Annotated in this window: 12 protein-coding genes and 2 pseudogenes; 8 read left to right on the top strand and 6 right to left on the bottom strand. The window is 72.4% G+C overall.

Translation table 11 applies throughout. From position 1 onward, the window contains the following. The first annotated feature begins 22 nt into the window (after nucleotides 1-22). A complete protein-coding gene (locus AB0L95_RS21735; RefSeq protein WP_365163740.1) occupies nucleotides 23-3,400 on the top strand; it encodes a pyruvate carboxylase in 3,378 nt (1,125 codons plus the stop codon). 224 nt (nucleotides 3,401-3,624) lie between these two features. Continuing rightward, the gene (locus tag AB0L95_RS21740; RefSeq protein ID WP_365163608.1) at nucleotides 3,625-4,548 is read left to right on the top strand and encodes a DMT family transporter; all 924 of its coding nucleotides are present in this window, start codon (nucleotides 3,625-3,627) and stop codon (nucleotides 4,546-4,548) included. Nucleotides 4,549-4,579: 31 nt separating this feature from the next. Here AB0L95_RS21740 and AB0L95_RS21745 read toward each other — a convergent pair whose 3' ends face one another. Further along, the gene (locus AB0L95_RS21745) at nucleotides 4,580-5,230 is read right to left on the bottom strand and encodes an NAD(P)H-dependent oxidoreductase (RefSeq protein ID WP_365163610.1); all 651 of its coding nucleotides are present in this window, start codon (nucleotides 5,228-5,230) and stop codon (nucleotides 4,580-4,582) included. Nucleotides 5,231-5,368: 138 nt separating this feature from the next. On the opposite strand from AB0L95_RS21745, the gene AB0L95_RS21750 reads away from it, so the two are divergent. From AB0L95_RS21750 to AB0L95_RS21760, 3 genes are all read left to right on the top strand, one after another. Next, nucleotides 5,369-5,740: a helix-turn-helix domain-containing protein gene (locus AB0L95_RS21750; protein ID WP_365163613.1), complete on the top strand. Its 372-nt coding sequence runs from the start codon at nucleotides 5,369-5,371 to the stop codon at nucleotides 5,738-5,740. 296 nt (nucleotides 5,741-6,036) lie between these two features. Continuing rightward, nucleotides 6,037-9,921: a Pls/PosA family non-ribosomal peptide synthetase gene (locus AB0L95_RS21755; protein ID WP_365163615.1), complete on the top strand. Its 3,885-nt coding sequence runs from the start codon at nucleotides 6,037-6,039 to the stop codon at nucleotides 9,919-9,921. 68 nt (nucleotides 9,922-9,989) lie between these two features. Further along, nucleotides 9,990-11,378 (top strand): M1 family metallopeptidase, encoded by a 1,389-nt coding sequence (locus tag AB0L95_RS21760; RefSeq protein WP_365163617.1) that lies wholly within the window; start codon nucleotides 9,990-9,992, stop codon nucleotides 11,376-11,378. Nucleotides 11,379-11,387: 9 nt separating this feature from the next. Here AB0L95_RS21760 and AB0L95_RS21765 read toward each other — a convergent pair whose 3' ends face one another. From AB0L95_RS21765 to AB0L95_RS21775, 3 genes are all read right to left on the bottom strand, one after another. Beyond that, the gene (locus AB0L95_RS21765; protein ID WP_365163741.1) at nucleotides 11,388-12,140 is read right to left on the bottom strand and encodes an NPP1 family protein; all 753 of its coding nucleotides are present in this window, start codon (nucleotides 12,138-12,140) and stop codon (nucleotides 11,388-11,390) included. Between the two features lie 229 nt (nucleotides 12,141-12,369). Next, a complete protein-coding gene (gene helR, locus AB0L95_RS21770) occupies nucleotides 12,370-14,514 on the bottom strand; it encodes an RNA polymerase recycling motor ATPase HelR (protein ID WP_365163619.1) in 2,145 nt (714 codons plus the stop codon). 100 nt (nucleotides 14,515-14,614) lie between these two features. After that, nucleotides 14,615-15,850, bottom strand: a complete 1,236-nt coding sequence (locus AB0L95_RS21775) for a glycosyltransferase (RefSeq protein WP_365163620.1) — start codon at nucleotides 15,848-15,850, stop codon at nucleotides 14,615-14,617. 297 nt (nucleotides 15,851-16,147) lie between these two features. Between AB0L95_RS21775 and AB0L95_RS21780 the strand changes: the two genes are divergently transcribed. After that, the gene (locus AB0L95_RS21780; protein WP_365163742.1) at nucleotides 16,148-16,273 is read left to right on the top strand and encodes a helix-turn-helix transcriptional regulator; all 126 of its coding nucleotides are present in this window, start codon (nucleotides 16,148-16,150) and stop codon (nucleotides 16,271-16,273) included. Between the two features lie 33 nt (nucleotides 16,274-16,306). Here AB0L95_RS21780 and AB0L95_RS21785 read toward each other — a convergent pair whose 3' ends face one another. Further along, nucleotides 16,307-16,900, bottom strand: coding sequence for a hypothetical protein (locus AB0L95_RS21785; RefSeq protein WP_365163751.1), 594 nt, complete (start codon nucleotides 16,898-16,900; stop codon nucleotides 16,307-16,309). Nucleotides 16,901-16,962: 62 nt separating this feature from the next. Beyond that, nucleotides 16,963-17,316, bottom strand: a pseudogene (locus AB0L95_RS21790) (helix-turn-helix transcriptional regulator); the annotation flags it as partial. 341 nt (nucleotides 17,317-17,657) lie between these two features. Between AB0L95_RS21790 and AB0L95_RS21795 the strand changes: the two are divergent. Then, complete coding sequence (locus AB0L95_RS21795) at nucleotides 17,658-18,338, top strand: TMEM175 family protein (RefSeq protein WP_365163621.1); 681 nt, start codon at nucleotides 17,658-17,660, stop codon at nucleotides 18,336-18,338. Nucleotides 18,339-18,494: 156 nt separating this feature from the next. After that, nucleotides 18,495-18,665, top strand: a pseudogene (locus AB0L95_RS21800) (helix-turn-helix domain-containing protein); the annotation flags it as partial. Nucleotides 18,666-19,795: the final 1,130 nt, after the last annotated feature.

Below are 19,795 nucleotides of genomic sequence, written 5' to 3' on the forward strand. Positions count from 1 at the left end.
CACCCGTCAGAAGGGACCGTTGATGTTCCGCAAGGTACTTGTCGCGAACCGGGGTGAGATCGCCGTCCGTGCGTTCCGCGCGGCCTATGAACTGGGCGCCGGAACCGTGGCGGTGTTCCCTTACGAGGATCGCGGCTCGCTGCACCGGCTCAAGGCCGACGAGGCCTATGAGATCGGGCAGAAGGGCCACCCGGTACGCGCCTATCTGTCGGTCGAGGAGATCGTGGCGGCGGCACGCCGGGCGGGAGCGGACGCCGTGTACCCCGGGTACGGGTTTCTGTCGGAGAACCCCGATCTGGCCCGGGCCTGCGAGGAGGCCGGGATCACGTTCATCGGTCCGAACGCCGAGGTCCTGGAGCTGACCGGGAACAAGGCCCGCGCCGTCGCCGCGGCCCGTGCCGCCGGGGTGCCGGTGCTCGGCTCCTCGCGTCCCTCGACCGACGTCGGTGAACTGCTCGCGGCAGCCGAGGAGGTCGGGTTTCCGCTGTTCGTGAAGGCGGTCGCCGGCGGTGGCGGGCGCGGTATGCGGCGGGTGGAGGAGCCCGAGAAGCTCCGGGAGGCGATCGAGGCGGCGTCCCGTGAGGCCGAGTCCGCGTTCGGGGACGCGACCGTGTTCCTGGAGAAGGCCGTTGTGGACCCGCGCCATATCGAGGTGCAGATCCTCGCCGACGGCCAGGGCGACGTCATCCACCTCTACGAGCGCGACTGCTCGGTACAGCGCCGGCACCAGAAGGTCGTCGAGCTGGCCCCCGCTCCCGGCCTCGACCCCGTACTGCGGGACCGCATCTGCGCCGACGCCGTCGCCTTCGCCCGCACCATCGGCTACCGCAACGCCGGCACCGTAGAGTTCCTGGTCGACCGCGACGGCCGGCACGTCTTCATCGAGATGAACCCGCGCATCCAGGTCGAGCACACGGTGACCGAGGAGGTCACCGACGTCGACCTGGTCCAGGCGCAGCTGCGCATCGCCTCGGGGCAGTCGCTGGCCGACCTCGGCCTGTCCCAGGACAAGGTCTACGTCCGCGGTGCGGCCCTGCAGTGCCGGATCACGAGTGAGAACCCGGCCAACGGGTTCCGCCCCGACACGGGAACGATCAGCGCCTACCGTTCGCCCGGCGGCTCCGGCATCCGGCTCGACGGCGGCACCGCGTTCGTCGGCTCCGAGATCAGCGCCCACTTCGACTCGATGCTGGTGAAGCTGACCTGCCGGGGCCGTGACTTCGCCACCGCGGTGCGCCGCGCCCGCCGCGCGGTCGCCGAGTTCCGTATCCGCGGTGTGGCCACCAACATCCCGTTTCTGCAGGCGGTGCTGGACGACCCCGACTTCCGGGAGGGCCATGTCACCACCTCGTTCATCGAGGAACGCCCGCATCTGCTGACCGCCCGCCATTCCGCGGACCGCGGCACCCGTCTGCTGACCTATCTCGCCGACGTCACCGTCAACAAGCCGCACGGCGCGCGCCCCCGCCTGGTCGACCCCACGACAAAGCTGCCGCGCGTCCCGTCCGGCGCGCTCCCGCCCGCGGGTTCGAAGCAGCGGCTGACCGAACTCGGCCCGGAGGGATTCGCCCGGGCGCTGCGCGAGTCGTCCACCGTCGCCGTCACCGACACCACCTTCCGCGACGCCCATCAGTCCCTGCTGGCCACGCGCGTCCGCACCAAGGACCTGCTGGCCGCCGCCCCCGTGGTGGCACACGCCCTCCCCGAGCTGCTGTCCCTGGAATGCTGGGGCGGCGCCACCTACGACGTGGCCCTGCGCTTCCTGGCCGAGGACCCCTGGGAGCGGCTGGCCCGGCTGCGCGAGGCAGTGCCCAACATCTGTCTGCAGATGCTGCTGCGCGGCCGCAACACCGTCGGCTACACCCCTTATCCGACGGAGGTCACCGACGCCTTCGTCGAGGAGGCCGCCCGCACCGGTATCGACGTCTTCCGCATCTTCGACGCGCTCAACGACGTCGCGCAGATGCGGCCCGCGATCGACGCCGTACGGGCCACCGGGACGGCCGTCGCCGAGGTCGCCCTGTGCTACACCGCCGATCTGTCCGACCCGGCCGAGAAGCTCTACACCCTGGACTACTACCTCAAGCTCGCCGAGGAGATCGTCGAGGCCGGGGCACACATCCTTGCGATCAAGGACATGGCGGGGCTGCTGCGGGCGCCCGCGGCAGCACGGCTGGTGACGGCGCTGCGCCGGGAGTTCGACCTGCCGGTTCATCTGCATACCCACGACACGGCCGGCGGGCAGCTCGCCACCTATCTGGCCGCGATCGGCGCGGGTGCCGACGCCGTGGACGGGGCGGTGGCCTCCATGGCGGGCACGACGTCCCAGCCGTCCCTGTCCGCGATCATCGCCGCCACCGACCACTCGGAGCGGCCCACTGGGCTGAGCCTGCGGGCGGCCTGCGACCTGGAGCCGTACTGGGAGACCGTACGCCGTATCTACGCCCCCTTCGAGGCCGGTCTGGCCGCGCCCACCGGGCGGGTCTACGACCATGAGATCCCCGGCGGACAGCTGTCCAACCTGCGGGTCCAGGCACGCGAGTTGGGTCTCGGCGACAGGTTCGAGGAGATCGAGGCGATGTACGCGGCCGCCGACCGCATCCTCGGCCGTCTGGTGAAGGTCACCCCGTCGTCCAAGGTGGTCGGCGATCTCGCGCTGCACCTCGTGGGCGCGGGTGTCACACCGGCCCAGTTCGCGGCGGAGCCGGGTGCGTACGACATCCCCGCCTCGGTGATCGGATTTCTGCGCGGCGAGCTGGGCGACCCGCCCGGCGGCTGGCCGGAGCCCTTCCGCGGCAAGGCCCTCAAGGGCCGGGCCGAGGCCAAGCCGACCGCCGAACTGACCGACGAGGACCGCGAGGGTCTGGACAAGGACCGCAGGGCCACGCTCAACCGGCTGCTGTTCCCCGGACCGGCCAAGGAGTTCGAGGCACACCGCGACGCCTACGGGGACACCGGCGTCCTGCCCAGCAAGGACTTCTTCTACGGGCTGCGCCCGGGCGAGGAACACGCGGTCGACCTGGAACCCGGCGTACGCCTGCTCATCGCCCTGGAGGCGATCGGCGAGGCGGACGAGCGCGGCATGCGCACAGTGATGGCCACGCTCAACGGCCAGCTCCGGCCGGTCCAGGTCCGTGACCGCTCGGTCGCTTCGGACCTGCCGCCCGCCGAGAAGGCCGACAAGTCCGACCCCCGGCATGTCGCCGCACCGTTCGCCGGGGTGGTCACGCTGGCCGTACAGCCGGGCGGTCGGGTGGAGGCGGGCGCGACGGTGGCGACGATCGAGGCGATGAAGATGGAGGCCGCCATCACCGCGCCCGTCGCCGGAACGGTGGGCCGCCTGGCCGTCGACTCCGTACAGCAGGTGGAGGGCGGCGATCTGCTGATGGTCATCGCCTGATCCGGCGCTGCGTCGCGCCCCCGGTCCCCCGCCCCGGCCAGAAAGGTCGCGCGGGGGCCGGGCCCGCGACCTGCTGACCGCGCCGCGGGTAGGTCTCGCAGCCGCCGCTGGAAGCCACCGCCGATGGGTGACATCGTGGAACGCGAGCCGGAACCGACTGGGCAGCGGGACCGGAGTGCTGTACCCGCAGTGGACAGCGCACGACGCGGAACGGTACGAACCAGATGATTGTTGCGGTCGTGTTCGCCGTGCTGGCCGCCTGCAGCAACGCGGTCGGAACGGTGCTGCAACGACGTGCGGCGGTGGCGGCGCCCGACTCCACGGCGCGGTTCGGGCTCGTCCGCCAGCTGCTGCGCAGCCCGCTCTGGTTCGGGGGCATCCTGGGCGTCGTCTTCGCCGCGCTCTTCCAGGCCCTGGCCCTGAACGCGGGCAGCCTGGCCGCGGTCCAGCCCCTCTTCATCCTGGAACTTCCGCTGGCTCTCGTGGCCGGCAACGCGCTGTTCCGGGTACGGGTGTCCCGCAAGGCGTGGTTCTGCGTGCTGTGCATCTTCGTGGGCCTGGCCGTCAGCCTGTTCTCGGCCGCCCCCTCCGGCGGGCGGTCCCAGGTCCCCGGACTGTGGTGGGTGCCGGCCCTCGCCGTGGTGGGCGGGGCCGGGGCCCTGCTCGTCCTGGCCGGGCTGCGCCGCCCCCACGGACTGGCGCGTGCGGCCTGCCTGGCCGCAGCGGCCGCGATCGGCAACGCGCTGACGGCGGCGCTCGTCAAGTCCGCCATGAACATCATGTCCGAGCAGGGGGCGACGGGGTTCTTCCTGGCCTGGCAGACCTATGGCTTCGCGGTTGCCGGTTCGCTCTCCATCCTGCTGCTGGGCTACGCCATGCAGGCGGGCCCGCTGATCGCGTCCCAACCGGCCCTCACGCTCGGCGACGCGACCGTCAGCTTCTGCCTGGGTGTCGTCCTCTACGCGGAGTCGCCGCGCCACGGGCTGTGGCTGCTGCCGGCGTTCCTCGGCGTCACCCTGCTCTGCTACGGCGTCTTCTCCCTCTCGCGCACCCCGTGCCTGGCCGGGTGCGTCAACCCCGAACCGGAGGAACCGCGGCACGGAGCGCAGTCCGCCTCGGCCGACCCTCACCACGCGACGGCCGACTGAGGCAGGACCGCGGCTCCTCCGTCCGGCTCGCTCAGGCGGCGAGGCGCTCGGCGAGGGCCTTGGCCTTGGCGGCCGCTTCCTGCAGGGCGCGCTCACGGGACGCCTCGAAGAGCGGCACCAGCTCGGCCATGGCCGGGTTGTACGGGGCCATGGTCAGCTCGGGCACGATGAAGTCGACGTCGAGGCCGAGCGCGTCGCCGAGGACCGCCGTCAGGTAGTTCTGCACGTACTCGAACGACTCCCGCGGCGTGCCCGGCGCGTAGGAGCCACCGCGGCTGGCGACCACGGTGACCGGGGTGCCCTTGGCGGAGGGGTTCTCGCCCGCGGTGCGGCCGAACAGGATCACGTTGTCCAGCCAGGCCTTGAGGGTCGACGGGATCGAGAAGTTGTACATCGGGGCGCCGATCAGCACGGCGTCCGCCCGCTCCAGCTCCTCGATCAGCCGCACGCGCTCGGCGAAGGCGGCCGCCTGCTCCGGGGTGTGGGCGGCGGGATCGGCGAACCCGGCCGAGTGGGCGTCGGCGGTGATGTGCGGAACCGGATCGGCGGAGAGGTCACGGTAGATCACCGTGCCCTCCGGGTGCTGTTCCTCCCAGGCCTTGCGGAAGGTGTCCGTCACCGACCGGGAGGCGGAGGCGGAGGTCGGGGACACGGACGAGTCGAGGTGCAGGAGGGTGGCCATCGGGGATCTCCAATGAACGGTGTCCTAGGGCGCCCGCCGGGGAGGCGGCCGCCAGGGCTAAGTTTTCGTACTGGACTATAGATAACACAGGTACTTACTTTTTTTCACCTCCATACGGGGGCGCAGTATCCTGGGGGTATGACGGTCGAACAGAGCCACGACCCCGGCGCCTGCAAGCGCGTGGACGACGGCATCACCCGGGTCTTCCAGTTGCTCGGCAAGCGCTGGACCGGCCCGATCGTGGCCGTACTCGTCGAGCAGCCGGCCAACTTCGCGGCCCTGCGCCGCGCCGTTCCCGGCCTCAGCGAGCGCATGCTCTCCGACCGCCTCACCGAACTCGGCGCCGCAGGGCTCGTGGTGCGCGAGGTCGACGAGGGTCCGCCGCTGCGGGTCTCCTACCACCTCACGCAAGCGGGGGCCGCTCTGGAGCCGGCGCTGAAAGAGCTCGGGGAGTGGGCGAAGGAGCATCTGCCGGACAGCCGGCCCTGTACGGAGCCGTGCGTGGAGTGACGGCTGACGCCGGCGCGGGGCGGCTCCGGCCTGGCCCCGTCAGCGGCTCTGCTGTTCGGTGAGGCGAGCTCGGGGCGTGTGGGGCATATCTCGTCACGCTGACACATCCCCATGTCAGCGCACCGGAATTACCGCTTCCGGACGCGCTGGAGGGGCCCCGGAGGGCGGACGGACCAGTCCGTGTCCACCCTCGTACTAAGATTGTTCGCTTGTTTGGAGCTGGACCGGAAGATCCCCAGGCATCCCTGCGGCCCACCAGCGCCCGGAACGTTCCGGGAACGACACGTGAGGACCCGATGGCAGCCCTCCAGCAAGGCCCCGCACTCGCGCTGTCCGACGCGGAACTGCGCGCCGAGTGCGGCGACCGCGCGCGCTTCCTCGCCGCCCCCGCCGCATCCCCGCGCACCCTCGTGGACGTCTTCGAGGCCACGGTACGGGCGCACCCCGACGAGCCCGCCCTCGACGACGGCCACCGCAGCCTGACCTACCGCACCCTGGCCGCCGAGGTCGAAACCCTCCGGCGCCGCCTCGCCGGCGCCGGGGTGGGCCGCGGCGACCGGGTCGGCGTGCGCGTCCCGTCCGGCACCAACGACCTGTACGTGGCGATCCTGGCCGTACTCGCGGCGGGAGCCGCCTACGTCCCGGTGGACGCCGAGGATCCGGACGAGCGGGCCGAGCTGGTGTTCGGCGAGGCTCAGGTGCGCGCCGTCATCGGCGCCGGGCACCGGATCACCGTCGACGACCCGTCCGACGTCCCCGCCGCCCGCCCCGGCGTCGAGCACGATGCCTGGATCATCTTCACCTCCGGCTCCACCGGCAAACCCAAGGGTGTAGCCGTCAGCCACCGCAGCGCCGCCGCGTTCGTGGACGCGGAGGCGGACCTCTTCCTCCAGGAGGAGCCGATCGGGCCCGGCGACCGGGTCATGGCCGGCCTCTCCGTGGCCTTCGACGCCTCCTGCGAGGAGATGTGGCTGGCCTGGCGGTACGGGGCCTGCCTGGTGCCCGTACCGCGCTCGCAGGTCAGAAGCGGCGCCGACCTCGGCCCCTGGCTCGTCGAGCAGGAGATCACCGTCGTCTCCACCGTGCCGACCCTGGCCGCGCTCTGGGAGCCCGAGACCCTCAACGACGTCCGCCTGCTGATCTTCGGCGGTGAGGCCTGCCCGCCCGAGCTGGTGCAGCGACTGGTCACCGAGGGGCGCGAGGTCTGGAACACCTACGGGCCGACCGAGGCGACCGTGGTGGCCTGTGCCGCGCTGCTCACCGGCGAGGACCCCATCCGGATCGGACTGCCCCTGAACGGCTGGGAGCTGGCCGTCGTGGACGACGCCGGGCAGCCGGTCGCGATCGGCGAGAGCGGACAGCTGGTCATCGGCGGGGTGGGGCTCGCCCGCTACCTCGACCCCGAGAAGGACGCGGAGAAGTACGCGCCCCTTCTCTCCGTCGGCTGGGAGCGCGCCTACCGCAGCGGGGACCTCGTCCGGGCCGAGCCCGAAGGACTGATCTTCCTCGGGCGCGCCGACGAACAGATCAAGCTAGGCGGCCGGCGGATCGAACTGGGCGAGGTGGACGCCGCGCTCCAGGCGCTGCCGGGGGTGGCCGGTGCCGCCGCCGCGGTGCGCACCGCCCGCAGCGGCAACCAGCTCCTCGTCGGCTATGTCGTCACCCAGGAGGGCTGGGACCAGGCGGCGGCCGTCGAGCGGCTGCGCGCCGAACTGCCCGCCGCCCTGGTCCCGCTGCTCGCGCCGGTCGACGACCTGCCGACCCGCACCTCCGGCAAGGTCGACCGCAACGCGCTGCCCTGGCCGCTGGAGGGCCTGGAAGGCCCCGCCGCGCAGCTCTACGGCACCGAGGCCTGGCTCGCCGAGCAGTGGACCGAGGTCCTCGGCATCCCGGTGGCCGACACCTCCGACGACTTCTTCGCGATCGGCGGCAGCAGCCTGGCCGCCGCCCAGCTCACCACCCGGCTGCGCACCCGCTACCCCAGCGCGGCCGTCCTCGACATCTACCAGCAGCCCACGCTGCGCAAGCTGGCCCGCCATCTGGAGGAGTCGGCGCAGGACGACGGCGCGGAGCGCGTGGTCACGCCCGTCCCCCAGCGCGCCGGGGCACTCCAGCTGCTTCTGCTCATCCCCCTCTTCACGGTGCTCGGGCTGCGCTGGACCGTGGCGCTGGCCGCGCTCGGCAACGTACTGCACTGGTTCGGTCCGTATCCGTGGGCGCCGGTCACCTCCTGGTGGGCCGTGGCCGCCGGGGCGGTGCTGTTCCACAGCCCGCCGGGGCGGCTCGCGATCGCGGCGGGCGGCGCCCGGCTGCTGCTGCGCGGGGTCACACCAGGCCGGTACGCGCGCGGCGGCGGCGTGCATCTGCGGCTGTGGACCGCGGAACGGCTCGCCGAGTACAGCGGGGCGACCTCGCTGACGGGTTCCTGGCTGCAGCGGTACGCCCGGGCACTGGGCGCCAAGATCGGCCCGGACGTGGATCTGCACTCGCTGCCGCCGGTGACCGGCCTGCTCAAACTGGGCCGGGGCGCGGCCGTCGAGTCCGAGGTGGACCTGGCGGGCTACTGGCTGGACGGCGACCGGCTGGAGATCGGCCCGGTCAAGGTGGGCGCGCACGCCGTGGTCGGCACGCGCAGCATCCTCTTCCCGGGCGCGCGGGTCGGCAAGCGCGCCGAGGTGGCCCCCGGTTCGGCCGTCGCCGGACAGATCCCGACCGGCCAGCGCTGGGCGGGCGCGCCCGCCGTCAAGCTCGGCAAGGCCAAGCGCAACTGGCCCAAGGAGCGGCCCGGGCGCGGCACCTGGTGGCGGGCGATGTACGGCGTCAGCGGCCTCGCGCTGACGGCCCTGCCGGTCCCGGCGGGCGCGGCCGCGCTGCTGGTGGCACACCCGTTCGTCGATCCGGCCGCCGGACTCGGCGCCACCCTGCGCGGGGCCGCCCTGGCGCTCGTTCCCGCCACACTCGCGTACGGGCTGACGTACGCGCTGCTGCTTCTGATCGCCGTACGGCTGATGAGTCTTCGGCTGCGCGAGGGCACCTACCCGACACACAGCCGGACCGGCTGGCAGGCCTGGACGGTCACCCAGCTGATGGACCGCTCGCGCGAGACCCTGTTCCCGTTGTACGCGGGGCTGGTCACCCCGGTGTGGCTGCGTCTGCTCGGGATGCGGATCGGCCGGGGCGCCGAGGTGTCGACCGTTCTGGCGCTGCCGAGTCTGACCACGGTCGGCGAGGGGGCGTTCCTGGCCGACGACACGCTGACCGCGCCGTACGAACTGGGCGGCGGCTGGGTGCGGATCGGGCGCGCGGAGATCGGGCGGCGGGCGTTCCTCGGGAACTCCGGGATGACCGCGCCGGGCCGCAGCGTGCCGGACGGCGGGCTGGTCGGCGTGCTCTCCGCGACCCCGAAGAAGGCGAAGAAGGGCAGCTCCTACCTGGGGCTGCCGCCGGTGAAGCTGCCGCGCACCGCCTCCGACGGCGACCAGAGCCGCACCTATGAGCCGCCCGCCCGGCTGCTGTGGGCGCGCGCGCTGGTGGAGGTGTGCCGGATCGTGCCCGTGTTCTGCTCGGCGGGGCTCGCCGTGCTGACGGTCGCGGCGCTCAGCGCGCTCGGCGTCTGGGCCTGGCTGCTGTGCGGGCTGGTGCTGCTCGCCGCCGGACTGGCGGGCGCGGCCCTGTCCGTGGTGGCGAAGTGGCTGCTCGTGGGCCGGCACCGCAGCGGAGAGCACCCGCTGTGGAGCTCTTTCGTCTGGCGCAACGAACTGGCGGACACCTTCGTCGAGGTCGTGGCCGTGCCCTGGCTGGCCGGTGCGGTGCCGGGCACACCGCTGATGACGCTGTGGCTGCGCGCACTCGGCGCCCGGATCGGCCGGGGTGTGTGGGTGGAGAGCTACTGGCTGCCGGAGACGGATCTGGTGACGCTGGAGGACGGCGCCACGGTCAACCGCGGCTGTGTGCTGCAGACCCACCTCTTCCACGACCGGATCTTGCGGACCGATACTGTGATCCTCCGTGCGGGCGCGACACTGGGCCCTGGCGGAATCGTCCTGCCCGGCAGCACGGTCGGGGCCCGCACCACGCTGGGTCCCGCCTCGCTCGTGATGGCGGCGGAGTCGGTGCCCGACGACACCCGCTGGCTGGGCAACCCGATCGAGGCATGGCGTCCCCGGAAGCGAACGACGTGACTCGGCCGGGGCCGGATGACGGGGCACCGGCACGACGTACGAGCACAGCGCAGGGAGCAGACGCAGCAGTGAGCCCTCAGCAGAAGGTGGAAGCGGACCCCTACTTCCCCGACAACGGCGACCCCCGTTATCGGGTCAACCGCTACGAGCTCACGCTGGACTACCGCCCCGGCCCCAACCGGCTCGCCGGGACGGCCCGACTGGGCGCCATAGCAGGCGGCGCCCCGCTCACCGAGTTCCAGCTCAACCTGGCCGACTTCCGGATCGGCCGGATCAAGGTCGACGGCCGGGCGCCGCACTACACGCACCGCGGCGGCCGGCTGCGCATCCGCCCGCCGAAGCCGATCCGCGCGGGTGCCGCGTTCACCGTCGAGGTCCACTGGTCGGGCAATCCGAAGCCCGTCAACAGCCCGTGGGGCGGGATCGGCTTCGAGGAGCTGGAGGACGGGGCGCTGGTGGCGAGCCAGCCCATCGGGGCGCCGTCCTGGTACCCGTGCAACGACCGCCCGGCGGACAAGGCGTCGTACCAGATCTCGGTGACCACGCCCTCGGCGTACACGGTGGTGGCGGGCGGGCGCCTGCTGACCCGTACGACGAAGGCCTCGACGACCACCTGGGTGTACGAGCAGTCGGTACCGACCTCCAGCTATCTGGTGGGACTGGCGATCGGCAGGTACCAGACGGTCCTGCTCGGCGATCCGGGCGAGGGCGGTGTGCCGCAGTACGGGCACCTTCCCGCGCGCCTGCTCCCGCAGTTCTCCCGGGACTTCGCGCGCCAGCCCGCCATGATGGAGCTGTTCCAGGAGCTGTTCGGCCCCTACCCGTTCGGCGAGTACGCGGTGGTGGTGACCGAGGAGGAGCTGGATGTCCCCGTGGAGGCGCAGGGGTTGTCGCTGTTCGGCTCCAACCACGTGGACGGCGCAAGGGGTTCGGAGCGCCTGGTGGCGCACGAGCTGGCACACCAGTGGTTCGGCAACAGCGTGTCCGTCGCCGACTGGCGGCACATCTGGCTCAACGAGGGCTTCGCGAAGTACGCGGAGTGGCTCTGGTCGGAGCGGTCGGGCGGCCTCACGGCCGCCCAACTGGCCGCGACGGTACACCGGAAGCTGTCCGCGCTGCCGCAGGACCTGCGGCTGTCGGACCCGGGCCGTAAGCGGATGTTCGACGACCGGCTCTACGAGCGCGGCGGCCTCGTGCTGCACGCGCTGCGCTGCGCGCTGGGCGACGAGGCCTTCCACCGGATGCTGCGCGGCTGGGCTGCCGTGCACCGGGGCGCTACGGTGACGACCGGCGCCTTCACCAAGCACGCCGCGCGCTACGCGGACCGGCCCCTGGACGATCTGTTCACCGCCTGGGTGGACGACGCGGCGTTGCCGCCGCTGCCGTCCCAGGCGGCCGTGGTGCCGATGCGCCCGCCGTACCCGCCGTATCCGCCGGGCAACGCGGGCGCCCTGTGACGGCCGGTGTCACGCGTTCGGGTCGAAGGGGATCCCGGACGGCATGGAGTGCGCGAGCGCGTACGCGAAGTCGCCGTCCTTGATCTTGATGGTGGCCGCGCCGAAGTCGGCGCTCATGAGCTTGTCGCGGAAGCCGGCCGGGTAGCCGTTCCAGCCCACCAGACGCGGGTAGAACCAGCCCCCGGTGACGTTCTCCGGCGGTTCGTCGTTGTTGTTGGCGAAGCGGAAGTCGTGGGTCGAGACGCCGTCCTTGTGATAGACGATCTTCGGATGGGTGCCGTCGAAGCGCACCGACGACCGCGGGGCCACCTGGTAGCTGGTGTGCTGCGACACCGAGACGTACTGGACCTCGTTGTTGTTGATCCACACCACGACGTGCTCCCAGTCATGGGTGTGACCGATGGCCGCGGGCCCGAGCGTGGCCTGGTCCTTCTCGAAGTAACTGGCATACACGACGGCGCACCAGCCGTTGTTGCACTTCTCGCGCGAGTAGGTGTTCGCGTTGGCCAGCTGGGCGTAGTCGTGGCAGTGCCCGTTGACGTCGCCGCCCAGTCGCAGACCGGGGTTGATGGTGCCGTCGCTGCCGATGGCGGCCGTGGCGTAGCAGCCGTCGCCGTCGTAGTCGTAGGCGGGGGAGAACGACTGCTCCAGGCCGTCGGCGTTCTGGGGCAGCAACTGCAGAACGCTGGCATCGGCGTTCGTGGGGAGCGCCACCACGAGCGCGACGGCCGCCAGGGCACTCGCGAGCGCGGAACGGCGCAGCCGGCGCCGCGGCCTGCGGCCGGACGCCGTGGTGCTGTGCGGTGCTGTGGGGGGTACCGGGTTGCGCACGTCAACTCCCTACGGACATATGACGACGGAGCGATTCCCGGGGTCCGACGAGCGTGCGGACCGGGCGCCGAGAGTCTCGCAAGGACTGGACCAGCAAGACGAGTTGGGCGCCTGAACATTGACCCAAAGGTGACTGAACGCTTCTGCCCTCCGGCCGGCGTCAGGCGCTGGTGAGGACGACGAGTCGCTGCGTCGCCCGGGTCATCGCGACATAACGGTCGACCGCTCCTTCGATGCCCTTGCCGAACGCCTCCGGGTCGACGAGGACCACCAGGTCGAACTCGAGCCCCTTCGACAGCTCCGGGGCCAGCGACCGGACACGGGACGTCGCCCGGAACGTGGGATCGCCGATGACGCAGGCGATCCCGTCGTCGTGTGCGGCGAGCCAGGAGTCGAGGATCGCGTGCAGATCCGCCGTGGACCCGTGGACGACGGGGACACCGCCGCTGCGAATGGAGGTCGGCACGTTGGCGTCCGGGAGCACGGCCCGGATGACCGGCTCGGCCTCCGCCATGATCTCCTCCGGCGTCCGGTAGTTGACGCTCAGCGAGGCCAGTTCGACCCGGTCGAACCCGACCCGCTCGAGCCGTTCCTGCCATGACTCCGTGAACCCGTGCCTGGCCTGGGCACGGTCCCCGACGATGGTGAAGCTCCGGGACGGGCACCGGAGCAGCAGCATCTGCCACTCCGCGTCGGTGAGTTCCTGCGCCTCGTCCACGACGATGTGCGCGAACGGGCCGGCGAGCAGATCCGGTTCGGCGCCGGGCGCGCTCGCGTCGACCAGGGCGTCCCTCAGGTCCTGTCCGTGCAGCATCGTCACCGCCCCTTCGCCGTCGTCGTCGGCCTCCAGCAAGGCGTCGACGACCTTGTTCATGTGCTCGCGTTCGGCAGCGACAGCGGCGCTGTGCCGGTGCTTACGGCGCGCCGCCTCCGGGTCGCCCAGCCGCTGCCGGACCGCGTCCAGGAGGGGCAGATCGGACACCGTCCAGGCCTGGGCGTCCCCGCGTTGCAGCTTGCGGACCTCATCGGCGCCGAGCCAGGGAGCGCACATCCGCAGATAGGCGGGGACCGTCCACAGGTCTCCGACGAGGTCGGCCGCTTCGAGCAGCGGCCACGCACGGTTGAAGGCCGTGCGCAACTCCCTGTTCTGCACCAGCGACTTGCGGAGCAGGGCGGGTGAGGCGTCGCCGTCGTGCTTGTCCATCAGGATCGTGAGCAGTTCCTCCCAGATCTCCTCGCGGGCGTCGTTGTGCGGGGTGCCGGGTTCTGCCGCCTCGAACGCCGCGGCCCAGTCGTCGGCGGTCAGCGGGATGTCGGACCAGTGGGTGGTGACGGTCATCCCTTCGGCGGGCGGCTCCTCGTAGAACCTGACGGCCGATTCGATCGCCTTCACCAGGTTCGCGGTCGACTTCAGGCGCGCCACGTCCGGGTCGGCCTCGATCGCCGCTGTCGCGCCCTCGGCGACGAGGTCCCGCAAGGTGCAGATCTGCACGCCCTCCTCTCCGAGGCTGGGCAGGACGTCGGCGACATAGTTCAGATAGGGCCGGTGCGGGCCGACGAACAGCACACCGCCGCGGCGGTGACCGAGGCGGGGGTCGGAGTAGAGGAGGTAGGCGGAGCGGTGCAGGGCGACGACGGTCTTCCCCGTACCCGGACCACCGTCGACCACGAGTGCGCCGCGGGATCCCGCGCGGATGATGGCGTCCTGGTCGGCCTGGATGGTGGCGAGCACGTCACGCATCCGGTCCGACCGGTTGCCGCCCAGGGCGGCGATGAAGGCGGACTGGTCGTCGAGCGCGGCGTGCCCGACGATTCCGTCCGAGGTGAAGACCTCGTCCCAGTAGTCGCTGATCCGGCCGCGGGTCCAGCGATATCTGCGGCGGCTGGTCAGCCCCATCGGGTTGGCGTGGGTGGCGCCGAAGAACGGCTCGGCCGCGGGGGAGCGCCAGTCGAGCAGCAGCCGACGACCCGTGCTGTCCGTCAGGCCGAGCCGCCCGACGTACACGGGCTCGGGGTCGTCCGCGCTCACCATGCGTCCGAGGCACAGGTCGAGACCGAAGCGCCGCAGAGCGCGCAGACGAGCCGTCAGCCGGTAGATCTCCGCGTCCCGGTCCATCGCCTGCCGGCCCAGGCCACCGGGCGCCCTGCGTTCGGCGTCGAGGCGGTCGGACAGTTCGGCGATCGACTGCTCCAGGCACTCCCCGATGGCGGCGAAGTGCCGTTCGTCGTCGGCGATCAACATCGGATCGGCCTTGGGGGAGAGGCGGTCGGGCAGGTCGAACACGCCGGTGGTCGGGAGGTTCACGTCATCAGCTCCGAAAAGAGGTCGCTTGCGACCAGGTGTGCGCACAGCATGGCGTCCGGACAGCAGGTTCTTGGGTTCCGGCTCGACGGTCCCGCGTGGTTCACGCGGGTACGGGCGGCCGCTCTCGGCTGGTCTCGTCGAGCAGCAGCTTCGCGGCCACCGCCGCGCCGTCGGTGCGGACCGTGGCGGCCACGGACCTCGCTCGTGCACCGGTCTCGGGGGCCAGGGCCGTCTCCAGCGCCGCTGACAGGGACTCGACGGTCGGAGTCGAACCGCCGTGAGCCACGCCGATGCCCAGGTCGGCCACCCGCCCCGCCCAGTACGGCTGGTCCGTCGCCTGGGGCACCACCACCTGAGGCGCTCCGGCCCGGGTCGCCGTCGTCGTGGTGCCCGCGCCGCCGTGGTGCACGACAGCGGCCACCCGGCCGAACAGGACCTGGTGGTTGACCTCACCGACGACGAAGCAGTCGTCCCGCGCGTCGATCAGCGCCAGTTCGGCCCAGCCGCGGGCCACGACCGCGCGGCGGCCCCGCGCCCGGACCGCCTCGACGACCACCTGGCCGGCGTCCGTCGACGCGTGCAGCGGCATGCTGCCGAAACCCACGTACACCGGTGGTGCGCCCGCGTCCAGGAACGCCACCAGCTCGGCCGGGAGCGGGCGAGTGTCGGGCAGGATCCACGCGCCGGTCTGGACGACGTCGAAGTCCGGTGTGCCCTGCCAGGGATCCAGGATCGGGTCCGTCGCGAGCCACGGCCGGTCGCCGATGACGTAGTCGCGCACGTCGTCCACCGGCGGCAGGCCGATCGACGCCCGGTTCGTGTCGAGCGCCGCGCCGAACAGTTCGTTGATGCTCCGGGCGTCCAGATCCCACAGCGTCCGGTTGTCGGTCACCTCCGGCGGGAACGGCCGGCCCGGATACGCCAGCGGCGAATGGTGCGGGGACGGCAGAGTGAGCTGCTGGAAGGTCACGGACACGGAAGGGATGCCCAGTTTCTCGGCCACCGACAGCGCGCCGGCCGCGGCGGGGAGCACCCCGGTCGCCACCAGCGCATCACACCCCTCGGCCGCCGGGACGAGCGCGTCGAACTGGCCGGCGATCAACTCGGCCGCGCGCTGGGGCAGCGATGACGGCGCCGGTGCCTCGGCCGTCAGTGCACGCGCCGACCGGCCGACCGGCACCAGCGGCACACCGACACCGGCCAACCGCCGCGCGAACTCCTCGTCCGGTGGCGCGCACACCAGCACCTCCGCCCCGAGGTCCCGCAAGCGGACCGCGAGTCCCGCCAGCGGTTCGACGTCCCCGCGCGACCCATACGTCGACAACAACACACGCACTTCGCAAGTCACCCATTTCCGCTGGTTCTGGCTTCGGTCGATGATTCTGCGGCACGACCCGGGCCTTGCCGCAAGCCCCCCGGTGCGCTATACGTTGAGAGTGGAAAGGAGCGGGTACTCCCCTTTCCGGCGTCCGATGCGGACGGACAACCCCCTCTCGAAGCGGCGGCGCACGCGTACAGCCGCATTCCATGGCCTGTTCGTGTCCCCTGATGTCCCGGGTGGGAGCAGCCGCGAGGGGCGGGCCGGCACACACCCGAAGCGGACGCTCCCGTACCCGGCGACCCGGGTTTCTGCCTGTCTTGTGCCAGGAGCCCCAACCATTTCAGCCGCGCCTTCCGCGCGGTGTACGGCTGCTCACCCAGCCAGTGGCGGCGCCTGCACACCGTCCCGGAACATGTGTACCCCGGCGCCGCGGCGTGAGAACAGGGCCCTGTGTGACCGGTGCCCCGGGACTCAAGGGGCGGCATCGAGGCGGGACAGCCGCAGCCGGGCCTCGGCGATCGACCGCGGGTCGGCGTCGATGCCGAGGCCGACACAGCGGGTGTAGGCGGCATGGGCGTCCCGCCGCTGCCCGGCACCTTCCAGGGCCGTGCCGAGATGGACCAGGCAGCGGCTCTCCACGCCCGTGTTCCCGTCGGCGCGGCTGAGGCCGATGGCCGTGGGGAGGGACGTGACGGCCTCCGCCCACCGCTCCGGACGGATGAAGGCCTGGCCGGCGGTGGCGTTCAGATTCGTACGGGCGAACTCGGCGATGTGCGGCTCGATTGCCTCGCCGTGCTCCTCCAGGAAGGCGAGGGTGCGCCGGACCGCGGCGACCGCGTCCTCGCACCGGCCTTCGTCCAGGAACAGCAACCCCCGGAAATGCAGGGCCTGCAGAGCGCCGTGGAGATCACCGGCGGCCTTGAACAGCCGGACGGCCGCCCGACTGTGCTCCCCGGCGGGGCCGAGGTCACCGAGGTCGGCCGTGCCGAGGGCCTTGAGCACGCGCAGCACCAGCTCGTCCGGCGGGGGAGGGGCCTCGTCCGTCCCGCGCAGGTCGGGCACCATCTGCCGTCCGGAAACCGGGCGGCCAGGTGACGGGCCGCGTGCACGGCGAACGTCGTCTTGCCCGTTCCAGGTGGTCCGGACACCACCACGACCTGTGGCGGCCCGGAATCCGCGGGCTCGGGCGACCGTGCCACGAGAGCGGCCAGCCGGGTCAGTTTGTGCCGTCGGCCCACGAAGTCGTCGATCCCCCGGGGCAACGCCCGTACGTCCGCCGGGCCGTAGCTGGTGTCGCGGACGCCCCGGGCGGCGGCCAGCAGCCGGTTGCGCTGCCCCTCGTCCAGCCGCAGTCCCTCCGCCAGCGCGGCCACCGTGCGCCGCTGCGGGGCCGCACGCCGCCCCCGCTCCAGACCCCCGATGCCCCGGACACTCACACCGGAGGCCTCCGCCAGGGCCTCGATCGTCAGCGAGGCCTCCATCCGCAGCCGGCGCAGCAACGCCCCGAAGTCCGAGCCCCGCCCCACCACGTACCCACCCGCCTGTTTCTTCGGAACCCCGCACGGTTCCGGGCCGAGCAGTCGGCCTCATGGATCGTAAAGCCTGATCGCGGCTCCCTCCCGGCCGAGGACGGCGACGATTCCGGGGTATCGTCCCGATGTGCGGGTCCGCGGAAGACGTCCGGGCGGGGCGTGCTCCCGGTCTCCTCCACCACGGCGGCCATCGGCGCTCCCTGTGACGTACGCCTCCTCGGAGCCGCCCGGAACCGAGGGCCGCTCCTTCGGTACCGACCGCCCAGTGATCGCCCCCGTCAGGAGCCGATGTGTCCGGACCCCGTATACGCGGCGGCAGGTTCTCCCGCTCGGAGACCACGCGTGCCGAGGCCTTCAGCGACGGCGTGTTCGCCATCGCCGTCACCCTCCTGGTCCTCGGCCTCGACGACCCGCCGCACCAGCCGGGCGGCCTGGGCCGCGCCCTGGTCGAGCAATGGCCCGCCTATCTCGGCTACTTCGCCTCCTTCAGCTATGTGGCGGTCATCTGGCTCAACCACCACCAGGCCTTCGTCCGGATCGCCGGCATGGACCGCGGTCTGCACGCGGCCAACCTCTTTCTGCTGTTCACCACCGGGGCGCTCTCCTTCCCCACGGCCGTGTTGGCCGACGCGCTGCGGGCCGACACCCAGGGCGCCGACGCGCGGGTCGCCGTGGCCCTCTACGCGGGCCTCGCCGCCGCGATGTGCCTGAGCTGGGTCGCCTTCTACCAGTGGCTCGCCCGGCGTCCCGCACTGCTGGCCCACGATGTGGAGCCCACCTATGTGCGCCACGGCCTGCTGCGCTCCTGGGCCGGGGCGCTGGCCTACGCTCTCGCGGGAGCGCTCGGAGTGCTGGTCACCCCGTTGCTGGCCCTTGCGGTGTTCGGCATCCTTCCGGTGTTCTACTTCGTGACCAGCGAGGGTCTGCCCACCGCGGGCGGCGCGCACGACCGGCACGACCACCACGACTGAGCGCCCACAGGGCATGCCACGGCCGTCCTCGCCCTCCGCCCTGGTGTCCTCCACACCGGGGCCGGGCGTGGAGGGCGGCACGAGCATTCCGGACAACCCCTTACGATTCGGTGGGGGGCCCGGCCGGGCCGGCGTCTCCCGCAGTGCGAGCGCGGGGTGTGTGAAGGGCGGGGCGGGGACGGGACGGCCGACCAGGCGGAGAACTTCGGTGCGTTGCTCCGCCGACTGCGGCTCGCGGCGGCACCGACCATCGAGGAACTGCCCGAGGCGTCGGGCGTCAGCGTACGGGGCATCGGGGAGCTGGAACGCGGCCGTCGGGGGGCTCCGCAGCGGCGCACCGTGGCCGCGCTCGCCGACGGTCCCGCGCCGGCCGACGCCGACCGGGAGCGACTGCTGGCGGCAGCCCGCGCCGGACGCACCCCCGGGTACAGCCCGGTCGGAGTGCGCACCTCTTCCCTCGGCCTCGGCGCCGGTCCGGACACCGGCCCCGGGCAGCCGGTGGTGGTGGCGGTCTCGGGATCGCCGGGGACCGGAAAGACCACGCTCGCGTTGCAGGCCGTCCGGCAACTCGCCGACCGGTTCCCGGACGGGCAACTGGTCGTGGACCTGCGCGGTATGGACGAGGACCCGGCCGACTCCCGCCGAGCTGACGCTGCGCGTGCTGAAGGCCCTCGGTGTGTACCGCGACCTCGCGAGGACCGGAACGGGGGGTCACCCCGGACTGTACCGGCAGGTACTGGCGGGCCGTCGCTGTCTGCTGGTGCTGGACAACGCCCGCGACGAGGCCCAGGTGCGCCCGCTGCTGCCCGGAACCGGATCGGGCATGGCGATCGTGACCAGCCGGCGCATGCTCACCGGACTGGAGAGCGTGCACCGCATCACCCTCGGAGAGCTGAGCCCGAGCGACGCCGCCGTGCTGCTGGCCGCCCTGGTCGGGCCGGAGCGGGCCGAGGCCGAGCCGGCCGCCCTCGCCGAGGTCGCCCGGCGGTGTGCCCATCTGCCCGTGGCCCTGCGCGTCGCGGGCAACTGGCTGGCCGTGCGCACCGGCTGGACCGTACGCCTCCTGGCCGACCGCCTCGCGCAGGAGGAACAGCGTCTGGACGCACTGGAGACCGGCGACGTACGCGTGGCGGCCGCCTTCGATCTGTCCTACCGGCAGCTCACCCCCGAGGCCGTCCGGATGTTCCGCCGCCTCTGTCTGGTCGAGGGGTCGACGGTCGCCGCCGCGGGCGCCGCCCGGCTCACCGGACAGCCGGTGTTCGACGCCGAGGACACCCGGGAGGAACTCGTCGAGACCGGACTGCTCGGCACCGACCAGGACCGCTACCGACTCCACGACCTGCTGCGGCTGTTCGCCCGTTCCCGTCCGGGGAGAGCGAGGAGGGCCCGCAGGACGCCGCGAAGGCCCGTGCGGCGCTGCACGAGTGGCTGCTGGAGGGGGCCGTCGTGGCCGGCCG

This window comes from Streptomyces sp. NPDC052036, assembly GCF_040680495.1.
GTDB lineage: Bacteria > Actinomycetota > Actinomycetes > Streptomycetales > Streptomycetaceae > Streptomyces.

What these genes read in the sequence shown, in the direction of transcription:
- AB0L95_RS21735 (WP_365163740.1), top strand. Translation starts at nt 23, where the DNA reads ATGTTCCGCAAGGTACTTGTCGCGAACCGGGGTGAGATCGCCGTCCGT.
- AB0L95_RS21740 (WP_365163608.1), top strand. Translation starts at nt 3,625, where the DNA reads ATGATTGTTGCGGTCGTGTTCGCCGTGCTGGCCGCCTGCAGCAACGCG.
- AB0L95_RS21745 (WP_365163610.1), bottom strand. Translation starts at nt 5,230, where the DNA reads ATGGCCACCCTCCTGCACCTCGACTCGTCCGTGTCCCCGACCTCCGCC.
- AB0L95_RS21750 (WP_365163613.1), top strand. Translation starts at nt 5,369, where the DNA reads ATGACGGTCGAACAGAGCCACGACCCCGGCGCCTGCAAGCGCGTGGAC.
- AB0L95_RS21755 (WP_365163615.1), top strand. Translation starts at nt 6,037, where the DNA reads ATGGCAGCCCTCCAGCAAGGCCCCGCACTCGCGCTGTCCGACGCGGAA.
- AB0L95_RS21785 (WP_365163751.1), bottom strand. Translation starts at nt 16,900, where the DNA reads ATGGTGCCCGACCTGCGCGGGACGGACGAGGCCCCTCCCCCGCCGGAC.